This window comes from Micromonospora sp. NPDC000663 (assembly GCF_042898105.1).
Taxonomy (GTDB): Bacteria; Actinomycetota; Actinomycetes; order Mycobacteriales; family Micromonosporaceae; genus Micromonospora.
Map to the genome: position 1 here is coordinate 68,940 of NZ_JBIAYR010000014.1, position 21,527 is coordinate 90,466.

Genomic DNA, 21,527 nt, shown 5'->3' on the forward strand with positions numbered 1-21,527 from the left:
TTGTGTACGGGGCCTGGGATCAGCGGAGCCGGCGGATGTCGCCGTACGCCCGGTAGAAGCCACCCCGGCCGGACTCGCGGACCTCGGTCACCAGGTAACGGGCGCCCGGCTCCCGGATGCCCTTGGGGAACTGCACGGCCCAGTCCCGCCGATAGCCGTCTGACACCACCTGCACCCGCAGCCGTCCCCGGTCGTCCAGGCACTGCACCACGACCCCGGCGCCCGAGTCGCCGGCCACCTCGACGATCGTCGGCTGCACGGTACGCGGCGTCTCGCGGGGCGCCTTGATGTCGCGCACCTGCGGCACGTCGCCGACCTGGGCGGCCCGGATCGCCGGCTCGCTGGCGTCGACGCAGGCCAGGTGACCACCGGTGGTCACCACGTAGAGCCGACCGTCGTGGTACTGCATCGAGTACGCCGAGCCGCAGCCGGTGCCGAGCTTCCACAGGCGGGTCCCGGCCGCGTCGAAGCAGTAGATCGAGGACTGGCTGTCGCCGGCGAAGACGTACTCCCCACCCTGGGCCGTCGCGCAGGAAAAGACCGGGGCGTCGCACCGGTAGCTGCGCTCGACGCGGCCGTCCTTGCACAGGCGTACCACCTCACGGGTGCCCGTCCCGGCGAACACGCTGCCGCGCTCCTGCCAACCGAACAGCACCGAGCCGGTCCTGGTGTGCCACAGCTCCCGGCCGGTGCGCCAGTCGAAGCCGGTCACGCCCTGCGAGTGGCCGTGGTAGAGCGCGTCGGCGTCGCAGCGCACCATCCAGGCCGAGCGGCCCCGCCCGGGACGACGCCAGAGGAACTCGTCCTCGTGGTCGATGGCGGCGATCCCGCCGTCGGCGTCCGAGACCCCGAGGACGCCGTCGTGGATGTCGAGCCAGTAGATGTCGATCTCGGGGGCGATCGCGTAGGCGACCCGGGGCACCTTGCCGGAGAGGTCGTAGACGTTGCCGTCGTCGCAGCCGGCGTAGACCCAGGCGTCGTCGGCGACTATGCATTTCACCCCGTCGGGCAGGCGGACCTGGCCGCGCACCTGGGCGTCGTGCCCGAGGGTGGTGATCACCCCTTGTTCGTTGCCGACCATGCACTGCTCGTCGTCGACGAAGATGCCGAAGGCGGGCGCGCCGGAGTCGTACCGCCAGAGCACGGGCGCGGTGTGCGCCGTGGACCGGGTGCTGACGATCTGCCGCCGCGAGACGCTGCGCTTCTGGCGGACGCCGGGGACCGCCGGCGCGTACCCCTTGCGGACCTTCTCTCCGATCTTCTTCGCCGCGGCGGCGCGGGCGCGGGCGTTGTCCGGGTAGGCGCTCGCCTTGACCTGCCCCTGGTCGCCGATCCGCCCGTAGCGCACGGTGAGCGTCGCGTCGTCGACGACGACCTCGTAGAACTTGTGCGCACCGTCCACTTCGGACAGTTCAAGGTAGGTCGTCTCCTGGGACATCTGGGCCTCCGAGGGGGGTCAGCTACCGGCCCGACGTGGCCGGCGCGGCGACAGTGCCCACACGCTAACCGCCACCCCCGACAAGATCCGGCGCGCCGACGGCAGCCCAGGTGACTGCCTTGTATCGATGGATGTCGACTGCCATGCTGAGGTTCGGTCGTGCTCGGGAGCCAGCGCGCACCGCGTCCTCTCCGGCCCACGGGACGCACGAGGTGGCCATGCCACCCGTGCCGGGCAGTCCTCGTCGCTGGCCGGACACCCCTCTGCGGCACCGGCCGCCAGTTCGGTCGCCCGGTGCCCGGTAACCACCGGAGGTACCGATGCTCCGCATGTTCCTCGCCGCCACCACCCTGGCGCTGGCCGCCTGGACACCGACGAGCAGCGCCACCGAGGCGACGTCCACGCCCACGCCGTCGGTCACGCCCACGCCGACGCCCACGATCACCTGCCCGCCGGTGCTGCCCATCACCGCCACCGTGGTCGGGGCGACCACCACGAGCCTGACCATCTCGTACTCGATCTTCTTGGGGCCGCCCTGCGGCTACGACCCGCCGATGACCGTCCAGCTCTTCGCGAGCCGGGACGATGCCATGAAGCGGCTGAACCCGGTGGCCGAGGCGGTGTCCGGGCCGGAGCGCAACGGGACCGTCACCATCGGCCGGCTGACGCCTGATACCGAGTACTGGTACCGGTTCGGCGACGTCGAGGGCCGCCGCGACCCGTACATCGTCGGTGGGCCGGCCCGCACCCTCGCCGAGTCGGCCTGCCGTGCCACGGCCACCATCGACGCCCGCTGGGGCACCGGGTTCGTCGCCACGGCCACCGTCCGCAACACCGGAACCGAGTCGATCGACGCGTGGCGGGTCTCCTGGCGCTGGTCCGGCGACGAGCGCGTCCAGACGGTCTGGGGCGGTGTGGCCGACACGGCCGGCGCCGACGTCACAGTGCGCAACGCCCCGTACAACGGGACGCTGGCACCCGGCGCCGCCACGACGTTCGGGCTGCTCGTGTCGACGAGCGCGGTGCCCGACGGGCTGACGCTCACCTGCTAGCGGGTGAACGACGCCGCCCCGCTTCCGCCGTCGTGGCGAGAGCGGGGCGGCGGCACATCGGTCAGGGCTTGCGGGCCACCGCGCCGTACGCGTCGATGCCCTCCGCGTCGGCCGCCTCGGGGCGCCACAGCGGGATCGGCACCAGGCCGGGCTCGACCATCGTCAACCCCGAGAAGCAGCTCGCGAGGTCCTGCGGGCTGCGCAGGATGTACGGCACACCGCCGGACTGCGCCAGCCGTTCGGCGCCGGAGACCACCGCCGGACTGGTGTCGGTGCCGTCCCACAGCACCAGGTGGCTGCCGGACGGCATGGCGTCCATCGTCCGCCCGACGATCGAGCGCACCACGTCCAGATCCGGCTCGTAACCCATCACGCCCATGTACATCACGGCGATCGGCTCGTCGAAGTCGAGAGTCCGCGCCGCCTCGGCGAGGATCTTCTCCGGGTCGTGGTAGTCGGCGGGCACGTAGGTGGTGACACCCTCGGACGTCGCGCTGGACAGCAGCGCCCGGGCGTGCACGAGGACCATCGGGTCGTTGTCGACGTAGACGATCCGCGCGTCGGGAGTGATGCCCTGAGCCACGGCGTGCGTGTTCTGCATGGTGGGCAGGCCGGTGCCGATGTCCAGGAACTGCCGGATGCCGGCCTCGGCGGCCAGGTAGCGCACCGCCCGCACGAGGAACACGCGGGACTGCTGCGCCATGAGGACGATCTCCGGGTAGACCTCGGCCACGGCGTCGCCGGCCGCCCGGTCGGACTGGAAGTTGTCCTTGCCGCCCATCCAGTAGTTCCAGATCCGCGCCGCGTGCGGCACGTCGGGCTGAAGCTTCGCGGCGAGTTCGGCATCCGGGCCGGCCATGCCAGGCTCCTATCGAGGGGTCGACGAAGGGACCTACAACAGACCGGGATCGTACCCCCGCGTCGTCCACTGTCGACGTCCGTGTCGAGGAGGAGTTGGCGGGAACCGGTCGCGGGCGAGAAGCGGCGTGAACCGGCACCCGATCTGGGGCATCCAACTCTCTGACAGATCCACCAGAGGAAGGGAACGCCCATGCGTGCAAGACTGCTCGTCGGTGTGCTGTCCGGCCTGACAATCCTCGCCGGGTGCTCGTCGCCGATCGATCGTCTCGGCGGCGACGCGGCGCCCGCGGGCTCGCCACGCGGCACCGCCACCCTGTCGCAACCCTCGGCGTCGAGTGCGCCGGTGCCCGGTACCACCGGGCCGAGTGCTTCGACAACCGATGGTTCCAGGACTGGCACAACGGTAACCCGCAGCGCCACCCCGGGTGCTCCTACCCCCGGCACCCCCCGCGCGGGTGTCCAGGCGAGCGACATCCGCGAGACCGACTGGCGCAACGCCGTGATCAGCAACCTGGGCTTCTGCGGGGCGCCGGGCCAGACTGTGACCTTCCGTGACGGGTCGAACGGCTACGACATACCGTGCACGATGCTGCCCGGCGGTGCCCAGCCGGTGTACGCCGAGTTCGTGGCCGAGGAGCCGGCCAACGCGCCGTCGACGGAGGACGCACTCGTGCTCATCGAACTGGGCAGCCCCAACGCCGCACGGCAGCAGGCCCTCGTGCCGGTCCAACTCTCAGACGACGGGCGGGGTCGGTACGCGTGACCGATCATCAAGGGGGACAGGTCCAGCTCGACCGGCCAGGCCATGACGTTCCTCTCGTACCGGGTGGTGGGGCAGAGCGTGGAAGCGACAGTCCGCACGCTGGACGGGAGCACCGAGACCCGTCGGTGGCGCAAGGCCGACGGCAGCGGGAACTGGGAGCGGTACTAGCCTTGCGCGGCCGCCGGACCGTCCACGCGCAACGAACTGAGGACCTCGTCGGTGCGATCCGTCTCCCCGATCTGTTTGACCTGGACGTAGACCCCGAAGGAGCCCTCGGCCGCGACAAGGGTGACCTCGCTGAAGGAGGTGGTGGTGTCGCCGCACCGCGTCCACCGCCTGACGCTGCCGCTGAGGGTGCCGACGGTGATCGCGCGGTCGGCCTGACGGATGCAACCGCTGTGGTCGGGCAGCGTCGGCCGGTCCGCGCCGGTGAGGGACCGGCTCGCCCCGGCGAAGACCCCGGACGTCTGGCTGTCCACGTCGGGCCAGACCCTGAGGTCAGGCCCGACGAGCAGGCCTGGTTCGCGTCCGCCGGGCAGGCCGACCACCGCCGGGTTCCAGCCGGCATCGCGGAGTTGCCTGGCCCAGTCGTCGGGCACGGCGACGGAGACGGTGCCTGTCACGTCGCTCACCCGCATCCAGCCCGGTGGCGCCGGGGGAACGGCGGACGACCCTGCCGCGAGCAGCGTCGCGGCGACGATGCCGCCGGCGGCGACGAGCCGGCGGGTCCGCCGCAGCAGTGGCCGGGCCGGGACCCGGTGAGCCGCGAGCAGCTCCTCAAGCGCGGAGGCGTACGCGGTCGCGGTCGGCCAGCGGCGGTCCGGATCGCGGTGCAGCGCCCGACGTACGACCCGTTCGACGGCGGCCGGTGCGCGTCGCGCCGTCACCGCGGTCTGCCCCGGCGGCAGACCTGTCACCATGTGATGGGTCAGGGCGCCGATCGCGTACACATCGGCCCGGGCGTCAAGCCCTCCGCCCGGGACGAGCTGCTCCGGTGCCATGTAACCGGGTGTGCCCGCGACCATCGTGAACCCGGAGGCATGCGCGAGTGTCTTGGCCAGGCCCAGATCGGCGACCAGTACCCGGCCGCCGGCGGCAGCGGTATCGAAGAGGACGTTTGAGGGCTTGAGGTCGCGGTGCAGCACTCCGTTGTCGTGCAGGACGGCGACCGCCCTGGCGATGTCCACGGCGATGCGCAGCGCCTCGTACACCGGTAGCGGGCCGCCGGTCAGCCGGTCGGCGAGAGTGCCGCCGCCGGCGTACGTCATCACCAGGTACGGCCGGCCGTCGGGCAGCTCGCCGACGTCCAGCACACGGACCAGGTGATCGGAATCGGCCTGTCGCATGAACCGGGCCTCCTGGCGGAAGCGCGCCCGGATGTCGGCACGCTGCGACCAGTTGTCGGCCAGCACCTTCACTGCAACGGGGGACTGCAACTCGTCGTCGTACGCCAGCCACACGGTGGCGAACGCTCCGGAGCCGACGGAGCGTACGACGCGATACCGGCCGACCTGTGACGGGATGGACACGACCGTATTATCCGATGACCGGTACGCCGGTGACGCACGAGCGGGGGCGCGGGTGGCGGACGGGTATGGCATCGAGGACATGGCAGGACGGGCGGCGGCCGGCGACGGCGCGGCACTCGACGAGCTACTGGCCGTGATCGGGCCGCAGGTGCTCGACCAGTGTGCGCGGTTCCTGCCCTGCCGGCAGGACGCCGAGGAGGCGGCCCAGGACGCGTTGATGCAGGTGGCCCGGCACATCGGCCGGTTCGAGGGGCGGTCGCTGTTCTCGACCTGGCTGCACACGGTGGTCGCCAACTGCGCCCGGCAGACCTACCGGTCGCTGCGGCGCCGAGCAGCCGAGCGGCCGAGCGCGCTGCTGCCCGTCGCAGTGGCCGACCCCCGTACGACGAGTGTGATCGCCGGATCGCGTCTCGATCTACTCGACGCCCTGGAGCGCTTGGAGGCCCACCGACCGGAGTTGGTGACGGCACTGGTGCTTCGTGACGTGTGCCAACTGGACTACCAGGAGATCGCCGCACAGCTCGGCATCCCGGTCGGCACGTTGAAATCCCGCATCCATCACGCCCGCAGACACGTCCGCACGACGTTGCAGGGCAGGTGAGCGTCGCCGGTCATGCCGATCGTCAGCGGCTCGGGCGGTGACTACTGGCGCGGAACTGGCTACGGTCGGGTGCCTGCTCTCCGCCCCATTCAGGAGTGATCGCATGCCGCTCTCCCCGTCCCGGGTGTTCTCGCAGCTGACGACCGCCGAACGACCGGCGCGGACGAGCGTGGTGATGCGGCGTGCGGTGGTGCTCGGAGGCAGCATCGCCGGTCTGATGGCCGCGCGGGTGTTGAGCGACCACGCCGAGGAGGTGCTGATCGTCGAGCGTGACCCGTCCGATGCCGACGGCGGCCCGCGGCCCGGCGTTCCGCAGGGCAGCCAGGTGCACGCTCTGCTGCCCGCCGGCCAGGTGCAGTTGGAGCGTTGGTTTCCCGGTTTCGCCGAGGAGGCGCTCGCGCTCGGCGCGCCGCAGCCGCCGAGCGACGGCGGCGCCCGGGCGAAGATCTTCGTGAACGGCGAGTTGGGCCTGCCGCCGGCGCCGTCCGGCGCCGGACCGGCGCTGATCACCACGCGGCCGTTCCTGGAGGCGCTGGTCCGCCGGCGGACCCTCGCCGTCGACAACATCACGATGGTGTACGGGCGGGCCGACGGCCTGGTCTTCGCTGACGGACGCGTCACCGGCGTCCGGTACGTGCCCGAGGGCGGCGCCGAGCCGGTCGTCGCGTCAGCCGACCTGGTGGTCGACGCGATGGGGCGGTCCAGTCGACTGGGCGACTGGCTGGCCGACAACGGCTGGCCCCGGCCGCCGATGCGCCGGATGCCGATCAGACTGAACTACGCGACGGCGCTGTTCAGACGCGACGAGACGGTCAGCGACGCCTGGGTGGCGGTCTACCACACCATGGCCGGCAAGGGCCGTACCGCGCGCATCGGCGGGATCAACTCGGTCGAGGGGGACCGTTGGATCATGCTGGTGGCCGGCTACGACGAGGACCGGCCCAGCCGCGACGTCACCGATTTCGTCACCCGCTGCCGCGAGCACTATCCGCAGATGTTCGGCGACATCGCCGAGCGGGGGGAGATGCTCGGCGGCGTGGTCACATACCACCAGGCCGACAGCCGGCGGCGTGACTTCGACAAGCTCGACCGGCTGCCGGCCGGGCTGGTCGCGGCCGGCGACGCCGTCGCGTCGTTCAACCCGGTGTACGGCCAGGGCATGACCTCCGCGACGCTGCACGCCTCCTGCCTGTCCGCGTACCTGCGCTCCGGGCCGGCACCGCACGAGCAGCCGGCGCGGGCGTACTTCGAGCAGGTCCGCGTGGTCGTCGACGCCGCCTGGCAGATCTCCACGTCGGCCGACATCGAGCTGCCGCACGTCGAAGGGCCGTACCCGCCTGGTTACCGGATCACCAAGTGGTTCGGTGACCTGCTGTTCCGCACGTCGCTCACCGATCCGGTGCTCAACGACCGGCTGGGTCGGGTCACCACCATGCTGGAGCATCCGGCGACCCTGAGCCGCCCCGGCACCCTGCTGCGTGCGTTGCGGCTCGGCCTGTTCCGGCCGCGTCCGGCCGCGACGGCCGTCGTCAGGGCTCCTCGGTGAGGGGCCGCCGGGCGATCCCCAGCAGGTGGGTGTCCGGCCAGTCCAGCGGCCGGCCGTCGGTGTCGGTAAGCGTTGCCACAGGGGCGATCCGGTTGTCGATCACCCAGTCGTTCCGCAGCGGCTCGGACGCAGGGTCGACCTCGAATCCGGCCTCGGCCAGCAGCTCCAGCCACTCGTCGAACCCGAGGCCGCAGAACTGCTCACGTGTCTCGGACAGCCAGTTGTCGACGTAGTCCTTGCGGGTCAGGTAGTCCATCGCCGAGCCGAGTTCGAGCCGGACGGCGCTCTCGTCGACAACCTCGTACGCGAAGGGGAACGCGAAGTCGACGGCGAACTGGTCCAGCCGCGCCCGTGTCGACAACCCGCCGACGTACCGCCTGACCTCGCCTTCGGAGAGTTCGGCGAGGTCGTGCCGTGGGGCCGGGGGGTTGGCGCCGTCCTCGGTGGCCAGGCGCAGGACCACCTGGCGTCGCCGGTCGGCCGGTCCGCACACGTCGCTGTTGATCCAGACTCCGCCCGGCACGGTGTGGTCGTGGATGCGGCGGGCGAACTGCAACAGCGACTCCCGCTGGCGCCCGTACGACCAGATCTCGTGGGTCAGGGCGAAGGTGAGCGTGGTGTCCACGGAACGGTCGGCGAAGATCGCGCCGCCGAGGACGTTGCGCTGGTAGAAGTACACGTTGGCATTGCGGAAGACGCCCTGCGCCTTCTTGTGCACGCACTCCTGGTAGAGGTGCCGGGCGACCTCGACGCCGATCAGGTCACTCTCGTGCAGCGCGGCCTCCCGGTCGGCCAGCTCCAGCACGGAACCGGCGCCACAGCCGATGTCGACGATGCGCCCGGGCTGCACGTGCCGGCGCACGGCCGTCCATTTGCGCTCGGCGGCCTCGGTGAAGGCGTCGACGTACGTCCGGTAGTCCCGGGTGGCGGTGAGACCGCCCTCGTCACCGACGAGCGGGTCGTTGACCACCGACCGGACCTGCTCGACCAGGCGGTAGCGTTCGAAGACGTCGATCGTCGCCGGGTGGGCCAGCGTGCGCCAGGCCGGGTCACCGAAGGCCAGGCGGAGCAGCACGTCCCAGGGGCGTTCGGGGACGACGTCCAGCTCAGGATCGGCCTCGACCTGTGCGATCGGGAAGCCGATCCGCTCGTAGAGCTTCGCGACGGCGGGCGTGGAGCAGGCCACGACGGTGTCGGCGGGGGTGAGGTCGAGGCCCGTGGCGACGGCGATGGTCTTGAGAGTCACCTCGGCGAAGGCGTCGGTGGGCGCGGTGTCGAAGACCGGGACGACCAGCGAACGCAGCCCGGTCAGCGCGCTGAACCGCTCGACCGCGGCCTCGCGGCGGTGGTACGGCACCGGGTTGCGCCTGGTGTTGTCGTGGTTGGCGGAGGTCACCGCCCAGACGATCGTGGTGTCGCCGGAGCGGGCGAGTCGACCGAGGTAGTCCGCCTGGAAACGGGTCAGCAGATGGTGACGGCCCGGGAAGAGCACGAACCGTGGCGGCAGGCCGATCGTGATCACCCCATGTGGTGCGGAGCCGAGTGGGACGCACGAGCATAGCGAGTCGGTACCGCGCGTCGCCTGAACGGGGGAGCACCGCGAGACCTCGCCCACGGCATCATGGCGGAGTGCGGCGGCGAATGAGGCAGATCCTCGCGGACCTGCGGCACCGTCGGTTCATCGACCTGTACGCCACCACAGTCGTCGCGTTCGTCTTCGCGGCGTTGCTGCTGGTCGGCGCGGATCTGCCGGACAGCGTCCGGTGGTCGCTGCTCTTCGCCGCGTTGGGATTCCTGCTGCTGCGGCTGGCGTTCGCCAACCACCGGGAGGATCGGTTCCTGGACCGCAGTGACTACGACAGGAACCCGATCACCGAGGACCTCCGCACGGCCCGGGATGTGTGGATCTTCGCTCCGGTCGGTTCGAACTTCCTCACCGAGGAGCGCTGCGACGTGCTGCGCCGGGGCCCGCTCGCGCGGGCCGACGGCACGGTCCGGGTCGTGGTGTTGCAGGAATTCGACGCGGGCGACCCGATTTCGGAGCAGCTCGACGCGCTGCTCGACTTCCCGGTGCAGCGGGCCGCCGACTCGCTGCGCGAGACCAGGGCGCGGCTCGCGTCGATGCGGCGGTGGACGGTGCAGGGCACCTTCGCCTGGGGCGAGATCGGATTCAACCCCGGGTTCAGCCTGGTCGCGGTGAATCCCCACGCCGCCGGCGGGTACGCGAACGTCGAGTTCCACGGCTTCCGCAACGACGCCATCCGCTCCCGCATGCACATCCACCTCACCCGCGACGACGGCCAGTGGTACACGTACTGGCTCGACCAGTTCGAGGAGATCTGGCGCTCGACCCTCGAAACCGACGGGTCGTGACGGTGGCTGGGCGCCGCGTCGCGCCGGCCGCCGTGTTCACCGGGGCGGGCATCAGCGGTGACGAGCCAGCCGCCCTGCCCCGCGGGTTCGGCCTGCGCGACGACGTGCTGGCGACGATGCACGAGGCGGCCCGCCGTCGGCTGGCCGGCCTGGTCACCGACGCGCAGCTCGAGGCCGTGCGCGCGGAGTCGTACAAACTCGAGGTGGTCCTCGGCCGGCTCTGGGGCACCGTCGGGCCGGACGCGCTGAACTGCGTCTTCGCGCTGCGGGTGAACGTACCCAACGAGGCACACCTGCTGGCGGCGCTGCACCTGTTGCGCGGTGGCACCCACGTCACCGTCAACTTCGACGTGGGGATCGAGCTGGCGTACGACCTGATCTGCGGCCGGGCGGACCTGCCCGCCGACGCGCCGCACGACTATCACGACGCTCTCCCGGCCTGGCGGGCGCTCGCGCCGTCCGATCCGCCGGCGCTGCTCGCGGTCTCCAGCCACGAGGAGTTCGCCGACTGGCTGCGTGCCGGTCGACCTCCCGCGCTGCTGAAGGTGCACGGCGGCCTGGACCGGCGGCAGAGCATGCTCGCCGACGTGGTGGTGGTGGACATCGAGGAACTCGCCCAGCTCACCGCCGAACGGGCGGCGGCGGTCGAAGGTCTCGGCGACGCCGATCGTCTCCTCGTCACCGGGTACTCCGGCGGCGACCCGGACGTGTACGGCCCGCTGCTGGCGGCGGGCGCGCGCACGTCCACCACCTGGTGCTGCCTGAGCCTGCCCGCCGCCTCGACAGTCCCGGCGGACGCGCGCCGGCACGGTATCGACCTGGTGCAGGGGGCGCCTGATGGACTGGCGGTCACCGCGCTGCGGGGGCTCCTCGGCGGGGTCCCGCCGCCGGCCTGGCCCTCGGTACGCCTCCCGGGCGACGGCTACCAGGCGCGCTTCGAAAGGTGGAGGCGGGGACTGCGAGCGGCGCATCCGGACGAGCTGGTCGCGCAGTCCTGGGCGTGGCTGATCGCCGACATCGGCGACCTGGACGCCGCCGAGGCGATGCTCAGCGCCCTGCCCGAGGACGCGCCGGGCGCGCGGCTGCGGCACGCGGAGATCCTCTACAACCGGGCCCGCGACGACGACCGGGTCCGAGCCGGCCGGATGTTCCGCACCGTGGCGGCCGGCGCGGCGGACGCGGCGACCCGGCTGCACTGCCTGCTGCGGCTGGGCGACATCGCGCGGGGTCGGGCGGCCCGCGACGCCAGAGGCGTACGGATCGTGTCGGACCTGGTCGAGGCGTACGCGAGGCCGGCGCACGTCATCGTCGTCACCCGCAACGGTCGCCGTCAGCCGGAGGAGGCAGGCGACGCGTACCGGGCGCTGCAGCAGACATCGCTGCGCCTGCTGGAACGACTGGTGCTTGTCGCGCCACGGCCGACCTGGCCTGTCGTCGCCATCCTCTGCCGAGGCGCCGCGGTCCTGGGTGGACAGGCGGCGCGCCTGGCCCGCAACGGCAACCGCCTCGCGCTGGTCCGGCAGCATCGAGGGCTGCTGCGGGCGCTGGCCGCCCTGCTGGGGGCCCGACCCGGCCCGGTGGACGTTCGCGACGACATGCGCGCGCTACGCGTCACCTACCGGGCCGCCGACGACCTGCCCGGCGCCGCCGGTTGTGCGGTCACCCTCGCCGTGCTGGCTGCCGCCGACGGTGACCTTCCCGGAGCCCGCGCCCTGGTCGCCGAGGCCCTGGGCGAGTACGTCGCCGGTCGGCCCGACGGGCGGCCCCTGTTCGCCGGTGAGGCGCTTGTCGACGTCGCGACCCGGCTGATCGACCGGCTCGACGGCGTCCGGCCATAACGGACAGTTGGTCTCGCCGAGGGCGACTTAGTTACCGATAGGTATTGTTCGCCGTCCGAAGATCCAGACCAGCGCCGCTACTATGACGGCAGCCTTGCACAATTGATCAAGGTTGACGCGGAGGTTCCGGTGAGCCCTTACCTTCGGAACGAGATCGTGGAAGCAATCCGGCGCGGCGACGCGATCTTCATCGTCGGCGCGGGCGTCTCTCTGCTCGCCTCGGACGGCGCGGAAAGTGCGTCATGGAAAGGGCTGATCCGGGCCGGCGTCGACCGATCCGCCGACCTCGACCAATCCCTTTCCGGGCGGTGGCGGTCGAGCAAACTGAAGGCCCTGTCGTCCACTGCCGACAGCGCCCAGATGATCAGTGTGGCGCAGGAGGTGGAACGCCACCTCAAGCAGATTCCCGGTAATCACTACGGCAAGTTTCTCGCCGAGACGGTAGGCAGCCTGCCGATGGTCCGCCGGGGCATCATCGACGTCCTGAAGGACTCCGGAGCGCCGGTCCTGACGACGAACTACGACAGCCTTCTGGAACAGGGCACCGGTCGGGACGCCGCCACCTGGCAGCGGATCTCCCATCTCCAGGACGAGATCAAGCAGCCGGGCCGATTCATCGTCCACCTGCACGGGCACTGGCGTGAGCCGGAGACGATCGTCTTCGGTTACGAAAGCTACGCACGGGTCATCGGTGACTCGGAGTCGCAGGCGATGTTGCGCGCGTTGCTGGCCACCAAGGCGATCGTCTTCGTCGGTTTCGGCCAGGGTCTGGAGGACCCGAATTTCGCGGCCCTCACGACGTGGCTGACATCCACCCTCGGGTCGAGTGGTATCGCACCCGCTGTTCTGGTCAGAAACAGGGAACTCGCGTCCGCGCAGTCCCGATTCCGCGCGCTCGGTGTGAACGCTCTGGCCTACGGCGACGCGTACGACGATCTGGAGCTGTATCTGGCCGACATCGTGCGGGAGGCCAACGCGGTCCCGACACCGGGTATCAAGGAGTTCACCTGGGAGTCGCTGGCCCCCAAACTGATGCGCCTTCACCGACGTATCGCGAGGAGTTTCGCGCCCGACTTCGTGGTGGCGATGTCGGGTCCGGGAAACTTCGCTCCGGCGTACTGCCTGGCGCACTCCAGCGAGGATCCGCCGCTGCTGGCGGCGGTGACGTTTCCCCGCCGACCCGATCGCAGCCGGCACAATCTGGCGTTCGAGAAACTGGCGTCCAACGGCGGCTGGCTCCACCACGAATCCGACAAGTGGGACGTGTTCCTTCCCAACGTGATCCGGGACTTCCCGGCGGGCTCACGCGCCCTCATCTTCGACGACCGGGTCGTGGGTGGGCGGGTGCAGCACGCGATCGCCGAGATGCTCAAGGGCTTCGGCTACGAGGTTCGCCGTGCCGCACTGGTGGTCGATCCCCGGCAGACATCCGCAGTGGACTTCTATGAGGAGGTAGTCGATGGAGACTTCGTCTTTCCCTGGGGTGGCAAGCACGGCAGGGGTGAGCCAGCTTCTTGAGCGGGCCGAGGCCGGCCTCGCCGCGATGCAGGAGGCACAGCGGGCGTACGACGACGCGATGTGGGACATCGAGGACCCGGCCTTCGCGAAGTTGCGCCACGTCCACATCCACCTGTCGGTCACTGTCGGAAAGATCGCCAAGCTCGTCGAGCCGGCGGACCACACGAACCACCGTGGCGAGCCGGTCGAGGTCGACGAGCTGCGTGAGTCGCTGGCGTCCGCCGTCGCGGACCTGCTCATGCACTCGGCCCAGATCGCGAACCTCGTCGACGGCGACCTGGGGGAGTTCCTGCGGAACCGGTACCGGCAGAACGCCGCGCGCTTCGCGCCCGACTCGGACTTCGCCGCGCTGTCGGAGTCGCGCTCCGGCGAGTTGGAGGCGTACGCCAGCTGACCCTGCACGGCGACGGGACCGGCGCGGAGTCTTCCGTGCCGGCCCCGTCGGCCCCGGCGGTGTCGAACGCCGTTCGCCTGACCCAGCGGGCTCAGTCGTCGGCGACCGCCACCGGTTCCGAGCCGATGCAGCGCACCTTCAGCTCGTGCTCTCCGGCCGACCCCGCGAAGGTGACCTCGACGTCGTCGTCCGGCCCACGGTCGACGTCCCGGACCCGGTAGCCCTGCGCGGGCGCCCAGGAGACGAGGCGTACGCCGCCGGGGCCGCACTCGGCCACCGCCGTACCGCCGTCGGTGGCGAACACCCGGCGGACCCCGGAACTGATGCTGGGCGCGACGGTCCCGGTGGACGCGCCGGGCGAGGCGCCGCCCGTGGCCCCGGTCGGCGCCGGCTCGGGCGAGGCGAGCGCCCGTTCGATCTCCGCCTCGCTTCGTACCCCGCCGGGGGTGCCGGTGATGCTCTCGCCGACCAGACGGATGGCGCCCAGCCCGATCAGGGTGGCGGCGGCGGCGGTGGCCACCCACCCGGCGGCCATGAGGATCGAACGACGGCCCATCACCTGACTATCCCCGATCCACAGTTGTCGCCGGCACATCCGGACGCTAAGGCACGGTTAAGGTGCGCCTCGCCGCGAGCGGTAGCGGTTAGCCTGCCACCTGTGGCCCGCCTACTGCTCGTCGAGGACGACCTGACGATTCGTACCCCGCTGATCCGGGCGCTGCGCGAACGCGGGCACGCGGTGGCTGCCGCCTCGACAGCGATGACCGGCCTCCGCGACGCCCTGGACGACCGGCCCGACCTCGTCGTACTCGACCTGGGCCTGCCCGACCTGGACGGACGCGAGCTGCTGCGGATGCTGCGCGCTGTCAGTTCGGTGCCGGTCATCGTGGCCACCGCCCGCGACGACGACGCCGAGATCGTCCGGGTGCTCGACGCCGGTGCCGACGACTACGTGGTCAAGCCGTTCACCGCCGCGCAGCTCGACGCCCGCGTACGGGCGGTGCTGCGGCGTGGCCCGTCCGGCACCGACGGGCAGGACCCATCGCTCGTCGTCGGCGGGCTGCGCGTCGACCCCCGGTCCCGGCAGGTCACCCTGGACGGGGTGGCGGTCGAGCTGACGCCCCGCGAGTTCGACCTGCTGCACCACCTCGCCGGCCGTCCCGGTCAGGTGGTCACGAAACGCGAGCTGCTCACCGAGGTCTGGCAGATCCCGTACGGCGGCGCCGACAAGACAGTCGACGTGCACCTGTCTTGGCTGCGCCGCAAGCTGGGCGAGAACGCCCAGCAGCCCCGCTACCTGCATACCGTCCGTGGCGTCGGGGTACGCCTCGAAGCGCCGGCGGCGCAGCCGTGAGGGTACGCCTGGCGCTGCTGGTCGCCGCGGTGAGCGTGCTCACCCTCATCGCGTTCCTGGTGCCGCTGGCGTTGCTCGTGCGCACCGTCGCGGAGGACCGGGCCACCGTCCGGGCCACCGCCGACGCGCAGAGCCTGGTGCCGGTGGTCGGTACCGCCGACGCGGCCACCATCCGTCTCACCGTCGAGCAGCTCGCCGCCGAGTCCGGTCGACCGGTGAGCGTCTTCCTGCCCGACGGCACGGTGCTCGGCGCGCCGGCGCCGCGTACGCCCGCGGTGGCCCTGGCCGCGCGCGGGCAGAGCCTCACCGGTGAGTCGGCGGCCGGGCGGGAGGTGGTCATCGCCGTGCAGGGCAGGGCGGACGGCACCGGCGTGATCCGTACCGTGGTGCCCCGGGACGAGCTGACCGCCGGCGTGACCCGGGCGTGGCTGGTGCTGGCCCTGCTCGGTGTGCTCCTGGTGCTGATCGGGCTGGCGGTGGCCGACCGGCTGGCGCGCACCCTGGTCCGGCCGATCAGCGACCTGTCCGCCGTGTCGCACCGGTTGGCCAACGCCGAACTGGACGCCCGTGTCACACCCGCCGGCCCGGCCGAGCTGCGCGAGGTGGCCGGCGCGCTCAACCACCTGGCCGGCCGTATCCAGGTGCTCCTGGTCCAGGAACGCGAGCAGGTCGCCGACCTGTCGCACCGGTTGCGGACACCGTTGACGGCGCTGCGGTTGGAGGCGGAGTCGCTGCGCGACAGGGACGACGCGGTTCGGATCACCGCCGCCGCCGACGGACTGGAACGCGCGGTCACCGGACTGATCAGGCAGGCCCGGTGGCGTCATTCACCGGCGGTGGCGCCGGCCGGTTCGGACGCGGCGGCGATCGTCGCAGAGCGGGTCGCGTTCTGGTCGGTGCTGGCCGAGGACACCGGCCGGGCCGTCACGCTCGACCTGGCCGCCGGCCCGCTCCCCGTCGGCGTACCTGCCGACGACCTGACCGCGGCCGTCGACGCCCTGCTGGGCAACGTCTTCGCGCACACCCCCGACGGGACGCCGTTCGCGGTCCGGCTCGCCCGGGAGGCGGGGGAGGTGGTCCTCACCATCGCCGACGAGGGGCCCGGTATGCCGGACGGCGCGGTCCGGCGGGGCGCGAGCGCGGCCGGATCAACGGGTCTCGGCCTGGACATCGCCAGGCGTGCCGCGCAGGCCGGCGGTGGTCGCCTGGAGGTGCGGACCGGCCCACGGGGTGGAGCGCAGGTGCTGCTTCGGCTCGGCCCCCCGACGTCGCCGCCGCAGGCATAGGCGCTGCGGTGCCGGGTAGCTGGCCCCTATGGCGCGGTATACGAAACCCGAGCTCAGAGAGCAGATCAAGGAAGAAATCAAGGCTTCCGACAAGGGCGGCAGGCCGGGGCAGTGGTCGGCGCGCAAGTCACAGCTGCTCACTCAGGAGTACAAGAGGCGCGGCGGGGGATTCCTCGGCGAAAAGGACGAGCGGCAGAAGGCACTCCAGCGCTGGGGCAACGAGAAGTGGCAGACCAAGGAGGGCGACACCCGGGCCCGCAAGGGCGGTACGACGAGCCGTTACCTGCCCAAGAAGGCCTGGGACGAGATGTCGGAGAGCCAGAAACGCGCCACCGACACCAAGAAGCGCGAAGCCTCCCGGACGGGCAGGCAGTACGTCGCCAACACCGGGCCCGCCAAGCGAGCTCGTCGGGACGCCACCACGGCCGGCCGGATGTCGGAGATGTCGGTGGCCGAGGCCGCCAAGCTGGTCCGTGGGCTCGATACCCGGCAGCTCAGGACCGCGCTGCGCAACGAGCGCGCCAGCAAGGATCGCAAGACGCTCGTCCAGCGGCTCGAAGCGGAACTCAACAGGCGCGGCTGACGTGCCGGTCGACCGCCTTAACCCGGCCTTAGCGTCCCGACAGCGCGCTGCTATCCCGATTTGACCGATCCTCGGAGTCGACAACCGAGGAAAGGTGGACACCACCATGAAGCGCACCAATCTGCTTCTGGCGACGGTCGGCGGTTCGGCGGTGCTTGCGGTGGCCGGGGTCGCGCTCGGCGTCAACGCCGCGAACGACTCGCGGACCGGCGGCACGGCACTGGCCGCGGCGACCGTCGCGCCGACGGCCACGGACGCGCCCGGGGCCAGCGGTTCGCCGTCGGCCAGCGGCACGCCGTCGGCGGGCACCCCGTCGGGTACGCCGTCGGCCGGAACGTCGTCGGCCGGCACCTCGCCGGCGGGTGGCGCCGTCGACGAGAAGCGTGCCGGTGAGATCGCGCTCGCCAAGGCCGGCGGCGGTCAGATCGTCGAGGTCGAGTCCGAGCAGGAGAACGGTCGACAGGTGTGGAGCGTCGAGATCGTCGCTGGCGACACCGAGCACGAGGTGGACGTCGACCGGGACAACGGCTCGGTGGTCAAGGCCGAGCAGGAGCCGGTCGACGACGATGACGCCGACGACAACGATGACAACGACAACGACGACGACAACGACGACGACGACAACGACGACGACGACGACTGACCGTCCGGCGCCGCCGCCCGTCACGGGGATCCCCGCGACGGGCGGCGGCTCTGGTCCGGCAGCGGACCCGGCCGGTGCGCCGGCCTCAGATGGCGACGCGTTGCTCCTTGATCGTCGGCTGGTCCTGGTCGAACTGGGTGCGGTACAACTCCTGGTACCGACCGCCGGCGGCGAGCAGGTCGCCGTGTCGCCCACGCTCGACGATGCGTCCGTCCTCGACGACGAGGATCTGGTCGGCCGCCCGGATGGTGGAGAGTCGGTGTGCGATGACCACGCTCGTACGGCCGGTCAGGGCTTCGGCGAGAGCCTCCTGAACCGCGGCCTCGGAGGTGGAGTCGAGATGCGCCGTGGCCTCGTCGAGGATGACCACGCGCGGGCGGGCCAGCAGCAGTCGCGCGATGGTGAGCCGTTGCCGTTCGCCGCCCGACAACCGGTACCCGCGTTCACCGACGACTGTGTCGAGCCCATCGGGAAGTGTGCGGATCAGGTCGTCGAGGCGGGCCCGCCGCAGGACCTCCCACATCTCGTCCTCGGTCGCGTCCGGCCGAGCGAACGCCAGGTTGGCCCGGATGCTCTCGTGGAAGAGATGCCCGTCCTGAGTGACCACACCCAGCGCCGTCCGGATCGACTCGGCCGACAGGTCGCGTACGTCGACGTCGGCGAGCCGCACCGCGCCGTCCTCGACGTCGTACAGGCGGGGGACGAGCTGCGCGATGGTCGACTTGCCCGCCCCGGAGGAACCGACGAGGGCGACCATCTGCCCGGCCTCGGCACGGAACGACACACCGTGCAGCACTTCCTCGCCGCCTCGGGCGTCGAGCTTCGCCACGTCTTCGAGAGACGCGAGCGACACCTTGTCCGCTGACGGGTAGCCGAACCGTACGTCGTCGAACTCCACAGCGACCGGTCCGTCGGGAAGCGGGCGGGCGTCGGGCCGGTCGAGGATCAGCGGCTTGATGTCGAGGATCTCGAACACCCTCTCGAAGCTCACCAGCGCGCTCATCACCTCCACCCGGGCGCTGGCCAGCGAGGTCAACGGCGCGTAGAGGCGCGACAGCAGCAGCGCCAGGGCGACCACCGTCCCGGCGTCGAGGCTGCCCCGCAGGGCGTAGAGACCGCCCAGCCCGTAGACCAGGGCCAGCGCCAATGAGCCGACGACGGTGAGCGCGGTGATGAAGACCCACTGGAGCATGGCGGTGCGGATGCCGATGTCCCGCACCCGACGCGCCCGCGCCGCGAACTCGGCCGACTCCTCGGCCGGCCGCCCGTACAGCTTGACCAGGGTGGCGCCGGGCGCGGAGAAGCGTTCCGTCATCCGTGTGCTCATGGCCGCGTTGTGCTCGGCCGCCTCCCGCTGCAACTGGGCGAGCTTCGAACCCATCCGGCGCGCCGGGAGAACGAAGATGGGCAGCAGCACGAGCGCCAGCACCGTGATCTGCCACGAGAAGCTGAGCATCACGGCCAACGTCAGCATCAACGTGACGGCGTTGCCGACCACGCTCGACAGGGTGTCGCTGAAGGCCCGCTGCGCGCCGATCACGTCGTTGTTCAGGCGGCTGACCAGCGCACCGGTGCGCGTCCGCGTGAAGAACGCCACCGGCATGCGCTGCACGTGGTCGAAGACGGCCGTCCGCAACTGGACGATGAGCCCCTCGCCGATGCTGGCGGACAGGAACCGCGTCACGATACCCAGGCCGGCTTCAGCCAGGGCGATCACCGCGATCAGCACCGCCAACCGGATCACGACGCCGCTGTCGGCGCCGTCCACGATGGCCTCCACCACCCGTCCGGCGAGGACGGGCGCCGCCACCGTGAGGACCGCCGTCACCACGCTCAACAGCAGGAACCTGACGATCAGGGCCCGGTGCGGCCGCGCGAACTCCACAATGCGCTTCAGTGTGACACGGGACAGTGGTCGTTCTTCCTGCGCGTTCATCGCGTGGTGCAGAGACGTCCACGCGGCAAATTCCATGCTCATGCCTTACCTCCGATACCGGAGGTTAGGACCTCACCCGCGCTTGAGGTCAAGTCACCGCGCGGGGTGCTCCAGCTCGGCGCGGATCTGACCGAACACACCTCGCGGGTCATGGACCTTCGTGAAGTTCACGAAGGTCACCATGCCGATCGTGTGCTGATCACTCCACACGCAGACGTCGACCGGGATGCCCGCCCTGGCCTGACCGGTGCCGCAGCCGGCCACGCCACCCAGCGGGCCCGGCGCGACCGACCCCACGTCGGTGACCTTCGGCAGCCCGGCGAAGACCTTGTCCAGTGTCGCGGTCGGGTCGGTGATCGTGCCGGACACCGCGCTGATCTGGATGACCCGCTGGTCATCGCCGGGGATGTGCAGACCACGCTCTCCGGAGTACACCTCTTCGGCCCGGACGTAGGCCGTGCCCATCGCGCTTGTGGGCCCGGCGGCGAGCAGCATCGTGAAGTTGCCCATGGTTTGCTCAGCCTGGCCGCGGATGACCCGATCCAGGGACTCGGGCCAGGTGCCCAGGAGCTTGGCTGGCTTGTCGATGCGCATCGCCGCGGCGGGAGGCGACGACTGCGTAGCCGCTGCCGCCGTGGGAGTGTCGGACTGCCCCGAACACCCGGTCGCGAACAGCAGGATCGTCGACGTCAGCGCGCCGACGATCGCTGAGCCAGTCGGCATCGTGCGCGTCATGAGTTCCGTCTCCGTGGTGAGTGTCGCGCGACGATATCGCACGCCCCGCAGCCACCGGACCCGGCCCGAGCGCTGAGCGACCGTGGACAGGAGGCCGCGACCGTGCTGATCGGGACCGCGCCGAGCGACGGCGACCGGCCACCAACGCGGTAGTGCGGGCCATTGCGCGCACGCACGGCTGGACGTCGGCACAGGCGCGAATCGCGTGGACCCCGTGCGCGTCGATGGCGGCGCGGAAAGGCCCGAGGTCGGGCATCAGCGTGACCGACCACTTTCTCCGCTGGCCGTGGCTACGTTCGTCGGTGGTAGTGGTTGGGCGGGGAAGTTGGTCGGGGTCGAGCCAGGCTGGCGGGATGAACTCGGGGTGGTTGTCGTCACCGAGTCGCACGGTCCAGTCGCTGTGGTGCAGGTGGCGACGGTGGTGGCCGCAGAGCAGGACGGCGTTGTCGAGGTTGGTGGGGCCGCCATCGGCCCAGTGGTGGATGTGGTGGGCGTCGCACCAACGGGGTGGACGGTCGCAGCCGGGGAAGGCGCAGCCGCGGTCGCGTAGCACGAGGGCTCGGCGCAGGGGGCCGGTGATGAGGCGCTTCTCGGATGCCGGGGTTGCCGGTGTCCAAAGCGGTGGCGAGGTCGATCAGGCGGCGGGCGGCGGGAACGGTCAGCCGCAGTCGTTCGCGGAGCCACACTGCGGTGGAGGACGCTCCTTGGGTGCGGGCGGTGCCGCGGCCGTCGACCTCACGGATCAGGGTGAGGGTGACGGCGGCGAGGCGTTGCTGAAGGCGGTGCGCGGCGTCGAGCGCGGCGATCAGGTCATGTTCCGGGAGCGGCCACGCAGGCGCGTGGACGCAGGCAGAGATCGCATCATCTGCCCGCGCCAACTCCTCAACCATGACCCGAGATTAGAACAGGTGTACGACAAGATCTCAGTCATCATGATCGATGTACCGACTGGTCACCGGAGACTCGTCTGCGCTGGACTCCACCCGGGCGATGACCGGGTCAGTTCACCCGCACATCACGACGGCGGTGTCGGCGCCATCGGCAGTCGCCTCCACCACTCGCCCGGCGAGGACCCGT

21 protein-coding genes are annotated in these 21,527 nt (G+C 71.2%); 13 read left to right on the top strand and 8 right to left on the bottom strand.

Features of this window, described 5'->3' with window-relative positions; translation table 11 throughout:
- Positions 1–19 precede the first annotated feature (19 nt).
- Positions 20–1,438, bottom strand: a complete 1,419-nt coding sequence (locus tag ACFY1S_RS27875) for a WGR domain-containing protein (protein WP_387123702.1) — start codon at positions 1,436–1,438, stop codon at positions 20–22.
- Positions 1,439–1,758: 320 nt separating this feature from the next.
- Here ACFY1S_RS27875 and ACFY1S_RS27880 point away from each other — a divergent pair, with 320 nt between their 5' ends.
- Entirely contained in the window at positions 1,759–2,490 is a 732-nt protein-coding gene (locus tag ACFY1S_RS27880) for a cellulose binding domain-containing protein (protein ID WP_387123704.1), read from the top strand.
- A gap of 61 nt (positions 2,491–2,551) precedes the next feature.
- On the opposite strand, the gene ACFY1S_RS27885 is transcribed toward ACFY1S_RS27880, so the two are convergent.
- Positions 2,552–3,349 (bottom strand): SAM-dependent methyltransferase, encoded by a 798-nt coding sequence (locus tag ACFY1S_RS27885; protein ID WP_387123706.1) that lies wholly within the window; start codon positions 3,347–3,349, stop codon positions 2,552–2,554.
- Positions 3,350–3,850: 501 nt separating this feature from the next.
- Between ACFY1S_RS27885 and ACFY1S_RS27890 the strand changes: the two genes are divergently transcribed.
- Both ACFY1S_RS27890 and ACFY1S_RS27895 read left to right on the top strand, forming a co-directional pair.
- Positions 3,851–4,114 carry a hypothetical protein gene (locus tag ACFY1S_RS27890; RefSeq protein ID WP_387123708.1) on the top strand — a complete coding sequence of 88 codons (264 nt, stop codon included), beginning with the start codon at positions 3,851–3,853 and terminating at the stop codon, positions 4,112–4,114.
- A 42-nt stretch (positions 4,115–4,156) separates the two neighbouring features.
- Positions 4,157–4,282: a hypothetical protein gene (locus ACFY1S_RS27895; protein ID WP_387123710.1), complete on the top strand. Its 126-nt coding sequence runs from the start codon at positions 4,157–4,159 to the stop codon at positions 4,280–4,282.
- Here the strand turns inward: ACFY1S_RS27895 and ACFY1S_RS27900 are convergent.
- Entirely contained in the window at positions 4,279–5,643 is a 1,365-nt protein-coding gene (locus ACFY1S_RS27900; RefSeq protein ID WP_387123712.1) for a serine/threonine-protein kinase, read from the bottom strand. The genes ACFY1S_RS27895 and ACFY1S_RS27900 overlap by 4 nt on opposite strands.
- A gap of 52 nt (positions 5,644–5,695) precedes the next feature.
- Here ACFY1S_RS27900 and ACFY1S_RS27905 point away from each other — a divergent pair, with 52 nt between their 5' ends.
- Positions 5,696–6,244 (top strand): RNA polymerase sigma factor, encoded by a 549-nt coding sequence (locus ACFY1S_RS27905; protein WP_387123714.1) that lies wholly within the window; start codon positions 5,696–5,698, stop codon positions 6,242–6,244.
- 103 nt (positions 6,245–6,347) lie between these two features.
- Positions 6,348–7,790 (top strand): FAD-dependent oxidoreductase, encoded by a 1,443-nt coding sequence (locus ACFY1S_RS27910; protein ID WP_387123716.1) that lies wholly within the window; start codon positions 6,348–6,350, stop codon positions 7,788–7,790.
- Here ACFY1S_RS27910 and ACFY1S_RS27915 read toward each other — a convergent pair.
- Positions 7,774–9,312, bottom strand: coding sequence for a class I SAM-dependent methyltransferase (locus tag ACFY1S_RS27915; protein WP_387123718.1), 1,539 nt, complete (start codon positions 9,310–9,312; stop codon positions 7,774–7,776). The genes ACFY1S_RS27910 and ACFY1S_RS27915 overlap by 17 nt on opposite strands.
- A gap of 119 nt (positions 9,313–9,431) precedes the next feature.
- On the opposite strand from ACFY1S_RS27915, the gene ACFY1S_RS27920 reads away from it, so the two are divergent.
- From ACFY1S_RS27920 to ACFY1S_RS27935, 4 genes are all read left to right on the top strand, one after another.
- Positions 9,432–10,163 (top strand): hypothetical protein, encoded by a 732-nt coding sequence (locus ACFY1S_RS27920; protein ID WP_387123720.1) that lies wholly within the window; start codon positions 9,432–9,434, stop codon positions 10,161–10,163.
- A gap of 2 nt (positions 10,164–10,165) precedes the next feature.
- Positions 10,166–12,001, top strand: a complete 1,836-nt coding sequence (locus tag ACFY1S_RS27925; RefSeq protein ID WP_387123722.1) for a hypothetical protein — start codon at positions 10,166–10,168, stop codon at positions 11,999–12,001.
- A 102-nt stretch (positions 12,002–12,103) separates the two neighbouring features.
- On the top strand, positions 12,104–13,519 hold the full coding sequence (locus ACFY1S_RS27930) for an SIR2 family protein (RefSeq protein WP_387123724.1): 1,416 nt from the start codon (positions 12,104–12,106) through the stop codon (positions 13,517–13,519).
- Positions 13,503–13,913: a hypothetical protein gene (locus ACFY1S_RS27935; RefSeq protein ID WP_387123726.1), complete on the top strand. Its 411-nt coding sequence runs from the start codon at positions 13,503–13,505 to the stop codon at positions 13,911–13,913. The genes ACFY1S_RS27930 and ACFY1S_RS27935 overlap by 17 nt, the downstream gene beginning before the upstream one ends.
- 91 nt (positions 13,914–14,004) lie before the next feature.
- On the opposite strand, the gene ACFY1S_RS27940 is transcribed toward ACFY1S_RS27935, so the two are convergent.
- Positions 14,005–14,469, bottom strand: a complete 465-nt coding sequence (locus tag ACFY1S_RS27940; RefSeq protein ID WP_387123728.1) for a septum formation initiator — start codon at positions 14,467–14,469, stop codon at positions 14,005–14,007.
- A gap of 102 nt (positions 14,470–14,571) precedes the next feature.
- Between ACFY1S_RS27940 and ACFY1S_RS27945 the strand changes: the two genes are divergently transcribed.
- The 4 genes from ACFY1S_RS27945 (at position 14,572) to ACFY1S_RS27960 (ending at position 17,779) form a co-directional block, all read left to right on the top strand.
- Positions 14,572–15,267, top strand: a complete 696-nt coding sequence (locus tag ACFY1S_RS27945) for a response regulator transcription factor (protein ID WP_364363572.1) — start codon at positions 14,572–14,574, stop codon at positions 15,265–15,267.
- The gene (locus ACFY1S_RS27950) at positions 15,264–16,553 is read left to right on the top strand and encodes an ATP-binding protein (protein ID WP_387123730.1); all 1,290 of its coding nucleotides are present in this window, start codon (positions 15,264–15,266) and stop codon (positions 16,551–16,553) included. Before ACFY1S_RS27945 ends, ACFY1S_RS27950 begins: the two co-directional genes overlap by 4 nt.
- A 28-nt stretch (positions 16,554–16,581) precedes the next feature.
- Positions 16,582–17,136, top strand: a complete 555-nt coding sequence (locus ACFY1S_RS27955; RefSeq protein ID WP_387123732.1) for a DUF5872 domain-containing protein — start codon at positions 16,582–16,584, stop codon at positions 17,134–17,136.
- A gap of 106 nt (positions 17,137–17,242) precedes the next feature.
- Positions 17,243–17,779, top strand: coding sequence for a PepSY domain-containing protein (locus tag ACFY1S_RS27960; RefSeq protein WP_387123734.1), 537 nt, complete (start codon positions 17,243–17,245; stop codon positions 17,777–17,779).
- Between the two features lie 85 nt (positions 17,780–17,864).
- Here ACFY1S_RS27960 and ACFY1S_RS27965 read toward each other — a convergent pair whose 3' ends face one another.
- From ACFY1S_RS27965 to ACFY1S_RS27975, 3 genes are all read right to left on the bottom strand, one after another.
- Positions 17,865–19,757 (bottom strand): ABC transporter ATP-binding protein, encoded by a 1,893-nt coding sequence (locus ACFY1S_RS27965; RefSeq protein WP_387123736.1) that lies wholly within the window; start codon positions 19,755–19,757, stop codon positions 17,865–17,867.
- A gap of 51 nt (positions 19,758–19,808) precedes the next feature.
- Entirely contained in the window at positions 19,809–20,438 is a 630-nt protein-coding gene (locus tag ACFY1S_RS27970) for a hypothetical protein (protein ID WP_387123738.1), read from the bottom strand.
- Between the two features lie 386 nt (positions 20,439–20,824).
- A complete protein-coding gene (locus ACFY1S_RS27975) occupies positions 20,825–21,340 on the bottom strand; it encodes a DUF222 domain-containing protein (RefSeq protein ID WP_387123740.1) in 516 nt (171 codons plus the stop codon).
- Between the last annotated feature and the right edge of the window lie 187 nt (positions 21,341–21,527).